This window comes from Alistipes communis (assembly GCF_006542665.1).
Lineage (GTDB): Bacteria > Bacteroidota > Bacteroidia > Bacteroidales > Rikenellaceae > Alistipes > Alistipes communis.
This window is the reverse complement of record NZ_AP019735.1, coordinates 2,313,288-2,326,742: the sequence shown is the minus strand read 5'-3', so window position 1 is coordinate 2,326,742 and position 13,455 is coordinate 2,313,288. Positions and strand designations below refer to the sequence as shown.

Sequence of the window (13,455 nt, the reverse complement as noted above, 5' to 3'; positions counted from 1 at the left end):
AATGGCATCCGTCAGCAGAAAATACAAGGAGGCGCAGGAACGCTGGATTCAGCATTGCCACGACATCGAACGATCAACGGCCAAGATTCCGAAGGGAACGGAGCAGGAGCGAAAGGACCGCATCGCCCGTGCGCGAAAGGATTACAGGTATTTTGTCCGCACCTATTTTCCCCACCTTGCGACGACCGAGTGCGCGGACTTCCAGGTCGATGCCGCGGTTTACATGCGGGACCATGAAAACGCCCGCGGCCTGTTCGAGTGGGCGCGCGGGCACGCCAAGTCCACGCATATTTCGCTCTTGCAGCCGCTCTGGCTGAAGATCCAGCCCAACGCGCAGCCGTTGATCATGATTCTGGTGTCGAAAAGCCAGGAAGCCGCCCGGCGCCTGCTGGGCGACTTGCAGGCGGAGCTGGAGTCCAACGACCTCTATAACGCAGATTTCGGCAATCAACGGGGAGCGGGAATATGGACGAACGGCGAGTTCACGACGGCCACAGGCGATCTGTTCATCGCGCTGGGACGCGGACAGTCGCCGCGAGGCATCAAGAAGCGCGGGCTGCGGCCCAATTATATCGCGGTGGACGACATCGACGACGACGAGCTGGTGCGCAATCCCCGGCGCGTGGGCGAAGCGGTGGACTGGCTGCTGACGGCCCTGCTCGGAACGATGGCGATGGGGCGCGGACGCCTGGCCGTCGTAGGCAACCGGATCGGCCGCACGTCGGTCATCGGCACCCTGGCGGATAATCCGCATTTCCACCATACCGTCGTCAATGCGCTCGACAGAAAGGGCCTTCCGTCCTGGCCGCAGAACTACACGCTGCGGGAGATCGCCGAAATGCGCGGCATCATGGGCGAGCGGCGTTTCCAGCGCGAATACATGAACAACCCCGTCAATGCGGGAACCGTTTTCGAGGAGAAGCACATCCGCTTCGGAAAGATGCTGCGCATGCGGGAATACCGCGCAATCGTCTGCTACACCGACCCTTCGTTCAAGGCGTCGGCGACGGCCGACTTCAAGGCGACGATGCTCGTCGGCATCACGCCCCAGGGCAAATACCACGTGCTGAAAGCCTATGCCGACCAGACGAAGGTCTCGACGATGGTCGAATGGCACTACGACGCCCACGATTACGTCGGGGACAACCCGGTGCGGTACGAAATGGAGGCGGGATTCATGCAGGACCTGCTCCTCGACGAGTTCCGCAAGTACGGCGAGAAGGTCGGCTACCAGATACCCATCGTCGGAGACACGCGCAAGAAGCCGGACAAATTCGCACGCATCGAAGCCTTGCAGCCCCTGTTCGAGCGCGGGGACATCATCTTCAACGAGCTGGAGCGAGATTCGCAGGGAATGCGGGTCCTCGTCGAGCAGCTCCTCTGCTTCGAGAAAGGCAGCAAAATTCACGACGACGCCCCGGATGCGCTGGAGGGGGCGATATGGAAACTGAGCAACTCCGTGCGTAAGACCAACAACCGCTATGCGGTGGGCCGTCGGGCCAGCCGCAGGTGGTAAAATCAATAGGACAATGTATCTGACACCGGAAGAACTGAAAAGCCACATGTACGCCCATATCGTCGAGGAGATCACCGAGGGCGACGAGCAGATCGTGCTGCAAGCCATCGAAGCCGCCGTCGAGGAGGTGCGCTCCTATCTGCGGCCGCGTTACGACACGGACCGGATTTTCGCGGCGGAGGGTTCCGAGCGCAATGCGCTCGTTCTGGAAAACACCAAGATCGTCACCGTGTGGAACCTTATCAAACTGTCGAACGTCGAAACCATATACGAGATATGGAAGGAGCGCTACGACCGTGTCATCAAATACCTGGAGGGCGTGGCCGCGGGGACGCGCACCCCGAGTCTGCCGTTGCTGACCGACGAGAAAGGCGAAGTCCGGATCAAGATGCGCTGCGGCTCCAACCCTAAATTCAGACACTCGTTCTAATGAAAAAGATCGGATATAAAACAAAGGCGGCAGCCGCTGCGGAGGCAGCCGCCAAGATGGAAAGAAAGCCCGCCCGCCGGAACGATGCACGGATCATTCGCCGAGTCATCAAACGGCAGGAATCCGTGACCCGCAAAGACATCTCCGACTGGAAGCGTGCCCGCCTGCAGGCGACGAGTACCTATGAACCGAAGCAGGTGCTGCTGCAACGGCTTTTCTCGGAGGTGATCGACGATGCGCTGATGACCTCGCAGGTGTCGGTTCTCCGTATCGGCAAAAGCCAGGGCGCGGAGTTCGAACTGCGGATGAACGGCCGCAAGGACGAGGCCGAGACGCAAAAGTTCAAGGATTCGGGCCTGTACGAGGACCTCGTCGAGCTGATCGTTGAAGCGCAGTTTTTCAACCATTCGCTCATCGAGTTCGATTATGATCCGGCCGGAACGGTCGTGGCGGACCTTGTGCCGCGTGAGAACGTGTCGCCCGAAGTCGGGAAATTCTATCCCGACGCCGAAGGTTCGGAGACGGTGGATTATCGACTCCTGCCAGAGTTCGGCCGCTGGCTCGTCGAGATCTACCCGCGCAAGCGCGACCTCGGGCTGCTCAACAAGGCCGTGCCGTATGTGCTGATCAAGAAGTTCGCCCTCTCCTGCTGGAGCGAGCTGTGCGAAATATTCGGCATACCTCCGCGCGTCATGAAGACGAACACCACTGACGACGAAATGCTGGAGCGGGCCGAAACGATGATGCGCGAGATCGGATCGGCGGCCTACTTCATCATCGACACGACGGAAGATTTCGAGTTCGCGCAGGGCGTCGCCACGAACGGCGACGTCTATAAGAACCTCATTTCGACCTGCGACCAGCAACTCTCGCTGCTCAACCTGGCGGCCGTGCTCGGTCAGGACACCGAGAACGGCAACCGTTCGAAAGAGGAGAGCAGCGCCAAGCTCATGGAGGCCGTCGTGAAGGCCGACAAACGGCTGATCGAGTCCTCTTTCAACCGGAAGATTCTCCCGGCATTGGCCGCCATCGGCCTCCTCAAACCGGGCCTGCGGCTGGAGATCACCAAGGAGGTGGACCTGGAGAAACTCTGGAAGATGACTTACGAGGCGTCCCAGAATTACGACGTCGATCCGGAGTGGATTCGGGACACGTTCGGAATCGCCGTGATCGGCAAGAAGCGGCAGGGGCTCCTGCCGCCCGGCGCCGACGGGGAGCGGCAGGACGGGGAAGGTACGGAAGACGGTGCGGACGGACACGCTTTTTTCGCGGAGGCCCCGCAGGACGGGGCATCCGATGGAGAATCCCTCACGCCGCGGGACGAGGCGCTCGTCGGGCGCGTGGCGGCCGGGAAGTCTGACTACTGGGACGCCGAGCTGTTCGAATACATCGCCTCCGACCTTTTGAAGGCCGTTCGAACCGTATTCGCACACACCTCGGGAACGGTCGAGGCGGCCGTCGAATACGACGTGCCGGACGACGTATATACGGCGGCCCTCGAACAGAACCTGTTCCACTTCTCCGCGGCCAAGACGCTCGCCGAGGTGCAGGAGCTGAACCAGGCGTTCCGTGAAAGCAAGAGCTATAACGAGTTCAAAGCCCGGGCCGCGGAGATCACGCGCACGTTCAACGACCGATGGCAGCGCACGGAGTACCGCACGGCCGTGCAGGTCGCCGAGGCGGCGAGCAACTACCGACAGCTCCGGCGGCGGGCCGATATTTTCCCCTACTGGGTCTATCGTACCGCAGGCGACGGACAGGTGCGACCGTCCCATGCCGCGTTGGACGGGCTGACGCTCCCGGCGTCCGATCCGGCATGGCGGAAGATCTTCCCGCCGAACGACTGGAACTGCCGCTGCCGGGTGGAGGCGATCATGGCCGATGAGTTCGAAGGGGATTTCGGCGAGGAGCAGAAGAAGATGCAGGCGTTTCTGAAGAGCCCCGAATGGAAGCGGACGACGGCTCAGGGCTGGGGCGTGAACCGGGCCGAGACGGCCGAGATCTTCACGGCGAATCAAATGTACATCCGCAAGTTTCCCGACCGGGCGGCCTCGCTTCTCGGCAAACTCCATTGCCAGCATTACGGGCTGCCGTCGTTCGGGAAGCGGCTGGCGGCCGCGACGCGGGAGTTTGTCCCGTTCACGGGCGATCCTGCGGGATGGTTCGCCCAGAACGGCCGTTTTACGGACTTCTCCGGCAAAACGATAGAACTCCCCGAGCGGACGTTCGTAACGCATACGTCGGGCAAATACACCGCGGCGCGCGTGCCTTTGCTTGATGTGATCGCCGAGGTCCTGCGGCAGCCCGATGAGGTATGGCTGAACAATTACGACGGCAAGGCGTTCGACTGTCTGAACTACATCCGCTTTTACCGCGACAAGGCGATCAACGTCGTGTGCCGGATCGAGAACGGAAAGACGCTCGCCGTCCGGACGTGGTTCGAAATAGCCATCCGACCGACGACCAGAAACGGCGGAAAGATCGCACCGGAGAAAGACCCCCGGCTCAAATATCGGCGTGGGCTGCTGGTGAAAAAGTAAGGGGAGCCTTTCAACGCTCCCCTGTACTTCGCGGCCCGGTTCCTGGTAGTCGCCCGTGCTGTTTCAACGGGTTGAGGTCCCGGTGCTACCGATCCGCTTCGGATTGACGCGCCCCGCCGCCGTATCGTGCCCGGACTCGCCCGGCCCCCGTCATCCGCGAGGGTTGGCCGGGATGATTCATCCCCGGCGCTGCGCGCTTCGATGCAAATATAACGAATTTTGAACAAACCGCAATGATACCGAAACAAATACTCGACAAGGCGCGGATCGACATGCAGGACGTCGCCGACATCGCAGCCATGACCGGAGTGTCCTATTTCAAAGGGGCCTTCCGGAAGAAGGGATTCGACGGCACGCCCTGGCCGCTGGCGAAGAAGGACAAGACAGGAACGCGGCGGCGCGGGTCGCTCATGATCGACTCCGCCGCCCTGATGAACAGCGTCCGCATCGCCCGCGCGACCCCGCAGGAGGTCGTATGGACGGCGGGCAACGCAAAAGTGCCCTATGCGGAGGTACACAATACGGGCGGACGGGCCGGACGCGGACGGGGCTTTCAAATGCCCAGGCGTCAGTACATGGGCGACGCCGAGGAGCTGCGGCGGAAGATCATCGCACGCCTCGGGGCGTACATGCAGAGCCGGATCAAATGAAGAAGGGGGCCTCGCGGCTCCCTTCTTTCGTCGGATCACTTCATCTCCAAACGGATGGACGAGGGCGGCAGTTTGGCGCTTTGCCCCTCCTGCACGCCGGGCAGGGTGTAGGCGGTCTGGTAGAGGACCTTGTAACATTCGCCCGCACGGACCGCGGCGATCTTCTTGATCTGCGTGCGGAACATCGGGCCGAACGTTCCGTCGGTGAAGCGCTGGAGGGCCGAGTGAATCTTGTCGAGCAGCTCGATAAGCAGATAGGCATCGGCCTTGCGGGGTGCGGCGGCCGACGAACTGACCAGCCGCAGGTTCGCCGCCAGAATCTCCACGGTCACCCCGTCGGCGATCTGTCCGCCCCCGCCGATCTGCGAGAACGGCACCTCGTCGATGTCGAGCAGCGCGCAGGGCCATTTGACCGGAGGCGCCTCGTAGTCGAGCTGTCCCCAGTTCTTGTCAATGTAGGCCAGTTCGGGGACCCGCTCGGCCAGCCGTTGCTGGACGGCCAGCAGAATCGTTTTGATGTTCGCTTCCATTTTGTCACTTAAAAGAGTTTCAGTTGCCGTTTGTCATCGGTTGGCTCCAGTCCTTTCAATTCGTTCGCGGGAGTCTTCAGATAGCTGAGCATCGTCCGGTAACAGCACGGGTAAACGGGATTCACGTACCGCTCCCAGACTTTGTAGTAGTTCTTCGCATTGTTCCCCGGCTCGTAGTGCTTTTCCACGATGTCGAGGACCAAACGGATGCGCCGGAGTGTATTTATGTGGTGCTTACCCATTGCTTTGGCAGGTTTTGTGATTATTTTTGTAGTGGCTTTCTTTAATCACTCGACCCGCTTTGTCGCACTCCGGCAGGCGGGTTGTTTACATTACCCCCCCCCGCACGACCAGGGCTGTTATGCCTCGGTCATGCCCAGCGGGACGTACCGCCAGACGCCGTTGTCGTCTTTCCATTCCGCGCGGATATAGGTTTTCGACAGGTTCGGAATATAGGATTCCTTGATGATGGCGATGCCCTCGTTGAGCCGTTCGTTGTGCAGCTCCTCGGCCAGCGTGTCGAGCTGGAGCACCTTGCTCGCCTTGAGGTTCCCGTTCTGATCGCGGGCGATAAGCCGCATGATCTGGTTGATCATCGCCTTCGTCTCGTCGTCTTTGATAAGACCCATGACGGCCTCCTTCACGATGGCGATGCCGTCCTCGACCGTATCGCGCCAGCCGTCCACGACGCACCGCCCGATGGTGATGCGCTTGTCGCCCGTCGAATTGGTGAACGTGTGGCTTTTCTGCCCGTCCTTCGTCCGTTTCAGCACGTCGGCCTTCATGTCGAGGATCTGCCGGAAATTGTCGAGCACCTGCTCCTTGACCGTGCGGATGTCGCCGCTCAGCTCCCGGAGCATCGGGAGGGCCTGTTCGATCTCCTCGTCCACCATCTGACCGTAAACCTTGCGGTCCTTCCGGGCCTTGTCGGCCGCCGCCTTCCGTTCCTGCTCGGCTTTGAATGCCGCGTACTGCGCCGCTTCCTCGGCGGTCATCTGTACTGTTTTCACTTCGTTGTCGTTCATTGCTGTAATGTTTAAGAATTGATTTGGTTTCGGAAATTTCGGGCAAGTTCATCGCCCAGGTAGTTGAAAATAGCTCGTAATATCATCGGAATGATTATATCCGCTTTCGGCGGATAACGCATCAAATGCCGATAAGGAAAGCCTTTCATAAAAGAGAGCGAATGAAGAGTGACGGTAAATCGAATGCCGTCCAAACATAGTTCGAACCCTATTTGAACAGAGAATGCGGGGTGAAGCGTGGCGAAATACGCAATGCCCCGCGCCATTTTTAGTTGTCGGTCTATGGTGAACCCGAATCGTTCCAGCGAGGCCAACAGACACTGCTCGAAATATAATTGATCGTCCATCGTTAAAACAGTTTGTATTGTCTGATCTCGAAAATGCGTGCTTTTACGGTCTTGATCGCGGCCGGAGGCAGCACGCCCTCTTCGGCCAGCAATTCGCCGAACGCCCACAGCAGAGCGTTCTGTTCCGAGGCGAACTCGCCCCATTTCCGGCCGGGGTGGCATCCGCGGCCCGACCCGCCGATCATCCATGTCGTAGCGGCCACCCAGGCGCCGTCCTGTTGCCCGATATGGACTTTTACATAATCGCGGCCGCTGGTGTAGAGAATTTCGGTTCTGTATTCGCCCGACTGCAATACGGGGTAATCGTACCACGGGGCAGGGAGGTCGGCCCGATTGTCGATCCGCAGGTCTGCGTAAGGATTCGATTTCATAATGCGTTGTCAATTAGGAAGGCCGCCGAGCGGCATGTAGATTATCTGCGGCCGGGACTGCTCGGCCTGTCCGGTCGGCCGTTCCGGCCGGGGATTCAGCCCGCCGCTGCGTTGGATCGCGCGGAGCTTCAAGGCCAGCGCGTCCAGCTCCGGCGGGGTCAGCGCACCGAACTCCTTTCCGGCGATCCGGCGGTCCCGGCAAAAGGCATTGATCCGCGGCCAGTCCGTCGTGTCGATGCCGAGCTGCTGCATCAAGCGGAGCGCCGCCGACCGTTTCTTTTTCCGGAGTTCGTGCTGCGGGTCGGCCGTCGAACGTTCCAGCGCGTCGCACAGGGCGTCGTACTCGGCGGTGGACATGGCCCGCAGACTCGACGTCCGGCCGTTGGTGTACTGCTGCACCAGGCGCTCCTTCATTTCGTCGTCGTGGAGCGGCAGACGGTTGAATAGCTTGTAGAATCGTTTGTAGGTCATGGCGGATATGGTTGTTTATTCGGTCAGATAATATTTCGCGGCGCCCTCCTCCCAAATGGTGAAGTACGCCTCCGCGTCGTCGGTATAGCGCCCCTGACAATATGCCCGGTAGCCTTTGGTGTGGATTTTCACGCCGCAGTCGAAGCGGATGTCGTCGGCCATCTTGCCCTTCGGCCGCCCCTTGTAAACCTGCGACACGAGGATGAACGACTTGCGCGGAAAACGGTCGAACAGCTCCTTTTTCAATCGGTCGAAACTCCGCACGTCGAGGTACTGCACCGAGTCGATGATAACGAAATTCGCACTCTTGGGCCGCTCCAACCGTGCGACGAGATCGGCCACCGTCAGCCCCGTCACGACCTTGAATTTCCCTGCGACATCCTTCATCCCGAGCCGCTTGATCCGTTTCTTGAACGAGAGGTTTGCACCCTCCTCCAGACTCACGTAATCGACACGCCCATAGTCACAGAGTTTCTTGCCTAACAACATGACGAACGTACTCTTACCGCTGGCCGACTCTCCGTCGATGAACCAGCGCTCGAAGCGGGAGGGGCGGCCGAAGGCGGCCTCCCACTCCCCGTCCAGCGGAAGTTCCGGGATATTCAGATTCTCGATCTCCGAGGGTGAATAGGCCCGCATGACTATACCTCCTCTCCTTTGGTGATCAGCGAATGGACCCGACGCAGGCTGCCGTTGCTCCGACGGGCGATCTGCCGGAAATCCGTGCCCTCCGGAGTGTTCGCCTGGGCGATCATCATGGCCTGGCCGAGCAGGAACTTCCGGCGCTCGTCGCCCTCGGGCGGCGTGATGCTGTTGTACTTGTCGCCGCAGCGGCTCCGGATCTCGGCAAACCCTACCGTCTTGAACTCGATGCCGCGCTCCAGCTTGGCCTTGAAGCCGTCGGCCCCCATCAGATACCACGAGCAGCAACCCTCCGTGCCGTTCCATGCAGCCTTGATCTCCAGGAACGCTTCATACACCAGGTCGCCCGCCTCGTCGAGGATGATCTGCGGATGGTCAAGCGTCCGCAGGTAAAACACAAGGTCGTCGTAGACGTCCGCATAACGGCTGACGGAGTTCAGACCGAACTCGCGGGCGATGAAGCGCACCAGCCGCTGCTTGGTCTTCACCTGCGAGCAGTCCACGTAGACGACGTTCTTGTGCGTTTTGGCGTGGTATTGTGCGGCGACCGTCTTGCCGATGTTCGGAATATCGCAGAACATGCCCGAAAGGCTCTTTGCGCGGCACAGTTCCAGTTGCGAAGTGAGGTATTCGAAAGTCGGCGTCTTGACGATCTTCCACTCCGCGCCGTCGTCGAGGCTCACGCCCAGCCGCCGGGCGATGGACATCCATTTCGCGTCGCTCAGCTTCTGTTCGGTGTTGCCTTTCTTGATCTCGCTGTAAACCGAGGTCGAAATGCCCAGGGCGACGGCGTGTTTGGCGTCCGTGGCGTAATTCTGCCTGTTGCCGGATATGGCCAGCACGATGCGGGTTTTAATGTCGTTCGAAATCATATCTCAATGTGTTTTATTATCGTTCTAAAGCTCATGTTTTGCCAGCGCCGCGTAGTCGATGCCGAAATCGAATACCTCCGCCTCCTCCGGCGGTGCGGCAGGGGCCGCTTCGACGATCTCCGGCTCCTCATGGGCCGGAACATCACCGGGCAGGAGCCGCACTTTGCAGATCTTCTCCCGAGCCATCATGGCGTCGAACTGCGCGTTGTATTTCGCCTGCTCGGCGTAGGCTTCACGGTCCCGCTCCGTCTGCTCGGCCGTGGCCTCGTTATAGGCTTCGATACGGCGGCAGGTGGCGATATAGGCCCCGTGCTGGTAAATATACACCTCCGGGACATTGCCCTGCTCGTCGGGCAGATAATAGGCCTCGACGGTGTAGTCGTTCGGCGCGAGCCGTCCGATCAACTCCGGCGAGGGCAGCGCATAATCTTCGTAATGGACCCGGCAGTACTTGCTGCGCCGGATCGACGTGCGCACCTCCTCGCCGATGAAGCGGTAGAGCAGCGCCTTGTCCACGGGCGCGAGATCCGGATTCTGGTAGCGGCAGAGCACCTCCCAGCGCGTCAGCCCCGGGTAGAGCTTCTGGTTCGGATGCAATGCGTTATTGTATTCGTGGATGGCCCGGATGTCGTCGGCCACGAGCTGCTCGTAGGTATAGGTCGCCTCCTTGTAGGTGTTGTTGAACTCGTCATAGACCTTTTCCTCCTTCGGGCGGTTGGCTTCCAGGCGGGCGTACCAGCGGCCGATGCCGACCTGCGAGCGCTTCTCCACGCCGTACTTCTTCACCCGGTTGAAGTGCTCGGCCCGTTTCTCCTGCGAGTTACCGGGGTTGCACCACCGCACGAAGGGGAACACCACGCCCGCGCGGATCAGCCCGTCGGCGAAGTTGTTCACGAGGTGGTGTTCGACCTCCACCTCGGCCGGGCAGTTCCAGCCCTGGTGGTCGATCAGCCGGAACATGTTCCGCACGCAGTCGATGAACAGGTCGGCCGTTTTGAGGCGGTTGTAGGCGTAACCAACGACGCAGCCGCTCGCCACGTCGTAGGCATAATAGGCTTTGACGCGGTTTCCGTCGGCCATCTTGCGCGGCAGGTCGCGGTCGTCGAGCGAAATCTTCGAGAACGCCCAGACCGGGGCTTTGCGCTTGTGGTGTGGACGGTAGCGGTTGTTGAAGTCCCACGCACTGTCGTGCAGTTTCGACCGTAGGGCGCGGTTCTTCGGGTTGTTCAGGTAATTGGCAACGGTCGTTTCGCTCAAAGCGATCGGCTCGCCCTCTTTGTCCGTGAACTCTTCCGGGTCGAACAGTTCCCCGGTTTCCGGGTCGTACACGTTCAGCTCGCCGCAGACGAACTGATTGTACATCTCGGCCACCGTCGTATTGAAGGGGCGCTCCGGCAGGCTGTCCAGCGAAAGGATCAGCCGCTCGATCTTGTAGTTCACCTTACGGGAGTTCTGATTTTGGAACCGACCGGAAATAAGGCAGGCATATCCTTCCCGTTTGAACTGGGCGACCTTCTTGCGAAAACGGAGCATGCTTTCGGGCAGCGTGTGGCCGAACTCCCGTTTGAAATAGGTAATGGTTTCGGCCATTGAGTCCCATCCGATACGGCCGACACGTCGCAGGGCATTGGCCGACGCCATCAGCCGCAGCACCGCCTTGATTACGGAAGCGTTTACCGTGTATTCGTTGATCTTCTCCGCCGGAAGGGCCGAACCGTTATCGAATCGGAAGGCCGAGAAGTAACTCCGCGCCTCGGCATCGGGCGTGTAGTTCGCCCGAAGCCACTCCTGCAACGGCATCGTCGAAATGTCCGGTTTGCGTTCCCGAACGGCCGAACGGTATTTTCCCGGCAGGCTGTCGAAGACGATCAAAGCCTGTCGTCCGTTACCTCCTCTGCGAGCCCGGCTGATTTTGCCCCGCCGAACCATCTGTTTGTAGTTCGACTCCGACATGACCTCCAGAAGCTCCGGCTGCGTAATACAAAGTATGTTGTTGAAATACTCCATTTGTCGTTTTCTGTGCTCCCGTGGCCGGATTCGAACCGACAACCTTCGATACTTGACCGGGTTCGGCCATTTCTCGATGCTCTGTCCATTGAGCTACACGGGAGATTATTCCATGTTATTTTCTTGTCCTAAAAACCGCCATGACCGCAAAGGTGCTGCCCGCGAAGTTCGCCGTGATAACCAGTAGCGGCCATTGCTGTTGTTGTTCCACGTAACCGCAGATAACCATCAGCGAGAAACTCCACCACAGCCCGGCCAGCTTGCACCTCAGGGGCAGGATGATGAATCCACGGCCCAGCAACCGGATCATCCAATATTTCAAGAAACGTCGCATGACTGTCCGATTTATTGGATTGCCGCCCGCACTTTTGCCTCGGCAGGTTTGGCCTTCGGCGTATAGGCTGGATGCGGATCGGCGAGTCTGTTGTAAATCAGTTGTAGGGAGTAGAGCATGTTGCCCCAAGTCGAAACGGTGAGATCGTCGAAGCTGGCGACCCTCTGCCCGTCGATGTGGATTGTCGTCCGGTTGCTTCCCAAATAGACGACGACCTCGATCCGGCGGCCGAACCGCTGGCGCATGCAGCCGTTTTCGAAAGTGGTATCCACGTCCGGCAGGTAACCTTTGGGAGCGGTTATTCCCAGATAAATCACGCCGCCACGCTGGAAGGCCGCTTTCCGCAGCATATTGTCGCGCGCGCTGTTTCCTTTGTACTTCAAAGCCCGGTCGAGGGTCGAGCGCGTGATTTTGAAGGTCTTGACCATCTCCATCCGGACTGATGTTGGTAATAAGATTTGTCGTGTCATGATTTATAATTCTATTTGTATCATATCGAGAATATTGCTGGTTACCATGCTATTAACAGCCAAAATTGCACTATTAATGTTGTTTTGTTTCATCCAGCGTTTTGCCAGGTTCGTGGCTGAAATTTTGCTTGATCCGTCAGGGATACAAACATTCAATTCATCATAATTGCTTGTTAGTAGCTGGAACCAATACCGTTTCATATCAATTTTTTTTTCGTAATTTTACCCCCGTGATACATTGTATCAACGCTGCAAATATATACATATTGCGAATATAAACCAAACAAAATGCGAAGTATTTTTAATCAATTCGCATAATATTTTTTGTCTATGGATAGAAAAAGAATGGTGTCATCTCTTGTTGAGTATTACACAAATGGCAATAAATCACAATTTGCCAAAATGTTAGGCATAACTCCGCAGACAATAAATACGTGGATTTCTCGCAATACTTTTAATGCCGAATTGATATATGCAAAATGCGAAGGCGTGTCAGCCAATTGGTTGCTGACAGGTTGCGGTAGTATGATAAATGAACAGGAAAGGGAGGTGAATGCAAGTTTGCAAGTGCAGGAAAAGTTCCCTCTCAAAACCGACAATCTGGTCGATCTCCAGCGCATTCCCCTTTACAATCTGGAGGCGACGGCCGGATTGGTTTCCTTGTTCAACGATGTCGATGCGATTCCGATCAGCTATATATCGTTGCCGGATCTGCCTGCATGCGATGGGGCTGTTTATGTGCGCGGGGATTCGATGTACCCATTACTCAAAAGCGGCGATATTGTCCTTTACAAGCAGGTGCATGATATGCAGTATGGGATTTTCTGGGGTGAAATGTACCTTATATCGGCCAACGTCGATGGGGACGAGTTCGTGACGATAAAATACATTCACAAATCCGAACGGGAAAACTGTGTGAAGCTCGTCAGTCATAACCAACACCACGAGCCTAAAGACATTCCGATCTCGATGATCCGTGCCCTCGCATTAGTGAAAGCAAGCGTGCGTTATAATACGATTCGATAGGCCCTCGTGTGGCCCTATTGCACCCCGTAAAGGGGGTGCACACACGCTCAAAGTAGAATAAAATGAGTTATTTATATAAATATCAGCAGATTAACTAAAAATCAATCTTTGAATTATAGGGCAGTTTCCTACCTTCTATTCGCCGATTTTCGGGGTTTAGCGCCGATTTTTGGGCAGTTTCCTATGTTTTGGAGGAGGTCAAAAATAGGGTTTTGTAACCCCAA

Annotated in this window: 17 protein-coding genes and 1 pseudogene; 5 read left to right on the top strand and 13 right to left on the bottom strand. The window is 58.0% G+C overall.

Features of this window, described 5'->3' with window-relative positions:
• Position 1: 1 nt before the first annotated feature.
• The 4 genes from FMF02_RS09455 (at position 2) to FMF02_RS09440 (ending at position 5,136) form a co-directional block, all read left to right on the top strand.
• A complete protein-coding gene (locus tag FMF02_RS09455; RefSeq protein WP_141412967.1) occupies positions 2-1,516 on the top strand; it encodes a hypothetical protein in 1,515 nt (504 codons plus the stop codon).
• Positions 1,517-1,529: 13 nt separating this feature from the next.
• Positions 1,530-1,946, top strand: coding sequence for a phage protein Gp36 family protein (locus tag FMF02_RS09450; protein WP_141412966.1), 417 nt, complete (start codon positions 1,530-1,532; stop codon positions 1,944-1,946).
• A complete protein-coding gene (locus tag FMF02_RS09445; protein ID WP_141412965.1) occupies positions 1,946-4,486 on the top strand; it encodes a phage portal protein family protein in 2,541 nt (846 codons plus the stop codon). Before FMF02_RS09450 ends, FMF02_RS09445 begins: the two co-directional genes overlap by 1 nt.
• Positions 4,487-4,719: 233 nt before the next feature.
• Entirely contained in the window at positions 4,720-5,136 is a 417-nt protein-coding gene (locus tag FMF02_RS09440) for a phage virion morphogenesis family protein (RefSeq protein WP_141412964.1), read from the top strand.
• A 35-nt stretch (positions 5,137-5,171) separates the two neighbouring features.
• On the opposite strand, the gene FMF02_RS09435 is transcribed toward FMF02_RS09440, so the two are convergent.
• The 13 genes and pseudogenes from FMF02_RS09435 to FMF02_RS09375 all read right to left on the bottom strand — a co-directional run bounded on the left by FMF02_RS09435 (position 5,172) and on the right by FMF02_RS09375 (position 12,406).
• Positions 5,172-5,666, bottom strand: coding sequence for a hypothetical protein (locus tag FMF02_RS09435; RefSeq protein WP_141412963.1), 495 nt, complete (start codon positions 5,664-5,666; stop codon positions 5,172-5,174).
• An 8-nt stretch (positions 5,667-5,674) separates the two neighbouring features.
• Complete coding sequence (locus FMF02_RS09430) at positions 5,675-5,908, bottom strand: hypothetical protein (RefSeq protein WP_141412962.1); 234 nt, start codon at positions 5,906-5,908, stop codon at positions 5,675-5,677.
• 117 nt (positions 5,909-6,025) lie between these two features.
• Positions 6,026-6,691 carry a DUF3164 family protein gene (locus tag FMF02_RS09425; RefSeq protein WP_141412961.1) on the bottom strand — a complete coding sequence of 222 codons (666 nt, stop codon included), beginning with the start codon at positions 6,689-6,691 and terminating at the stop codon, positions 6,026-6,028.
• Between the two features lie 11 nt (positions 6,692-6,702).
• The gene (locus tag FMF02_RS09420) at positions 6,703-7,038 is read right to left on the bottom strand and encodes a hypothetical protein (RefSeq protein ID WP_141412960.1); all 336 of its coding nucleotides are present in this window, start codon (positions 7,036-7,038) and stop codon (positions 6,703-6,705) included.
• A gap of 2 nt (positions 7,039-7,040) precedes the next feature.
• On the bottom strand, positions 7,041-7,409 hold the full coding sequence (locus tag FMF02_RS09415) for a hypothetical protein (RefSeq protein ID WP_141412959.1): 369 nt from the start codon (positions 7,407-7,409) through the stop codon (positions 7,041-7,043).
• A gap of 9 nt (positions 7,410-7,418) precedes the next feature.
• The gene (locus FMF02_RS09410; protein ID WP_141412958.1) at positions 7,419-7,880 is read right to left on the bottom strand and encodes a hypothetical protein; all 462 of its coding nucleotides are present in this window, start codon (positions 7,878-7,880) and stop codon (positions 7,419-7,421) included.
• Between the two features lie 15 nt (positions 7,881-7,895).
• Positions 7,896-8,519 carry a P-loop NTPase family protein gene (locus tag FMF02_RS09405; RefSeq protein ID WP_141412957.1) on the bottom strand — a complete coding sequence of 208 codons (624 nt, stop codon included), beginning with the start codon at positions 8,517-8,519 and terminating at the stop codon, positions 7,896-7,898.
• A gap of 2 nt (positions 8,520-8,521) precedes the next feature.
• Positions 8,522-9,394, bottom strand: a complete 873-nt coding sequence (locus FMF02_RS09400; RefSeq protein ID WP_141412956.1) for an AAA family ATPase — start codon at positions 9,392-9,394, stop codon at positions 8,522-8,524.
• A gap of 24 nt (positions 9,395-9,418) precedes the next feature.
• Positions 9,419-11,401, bottom strand: coding sequence for a hypothetical protein (locus tag FMF02_RS09395; RefSeq protein ID WP_244611558.1), 1,983 nt, complete (start codon positions 11,399-11,401; stop codon positions 9,419-9,421).
• A 15-nt stretch (positions 11,402-11,416) separates the two neighbouring features.
• Positions 11,417-11,504: pseudogene (locus FMF02_RS09390) on the bottom strand.
• A gap of 12 nt (positions 11,505-11,516) precedes the next feature.
• Positions 11,517-11,735, bottom strand: coding sequence for a hypothetical protein (locus tag FMF02_RS09385; RefSeq protein WP_141412955.1), 219 nt, complete (start codon positions 11,733-11,735; stop codon positions 11,517-11,519).
• Positions 11,736-11,746: 11 nt separating this feature from the next.
• A complete protein-coding gene (locus tag FMF02_RS09380; protein ID WP_141412954.1) occupies positions 11,747-12,169 on the bottom strand; it encodes a hypothetical protein in 423 nt (140 codons plus the stop codon).
• 39 nt (positions 12,170-12,208) lie between these two features.
• Positions 12,209-12,406, bottom strand: a complete 198-nt coding sequence (locus FMF02_RS09375; protein ID WP_141412953.1) for a hypothetical protein — start codon at positions 12,404-12,406, stop codon at positions 12,209-12,211.
• A gap of 129 nt (positions 12,407-12,535) precedes the next feature.
• Between FMF02_RS09375 and FMF02_RS09370 the strand changes: the two genes are divergently transcribed.
• Positions 12,536-13,231, top strand: coding sequence for a LexA family transcriptional regulator (locus tag FMF02_RS09370; protein ID WP_141412952.1), 696 nt, complete (start codon positions 12,536-12,538; stop codon positions 13,229-13,231).
• Positions 13,232-13,455 lie beyond the last annotated feature (224 nt).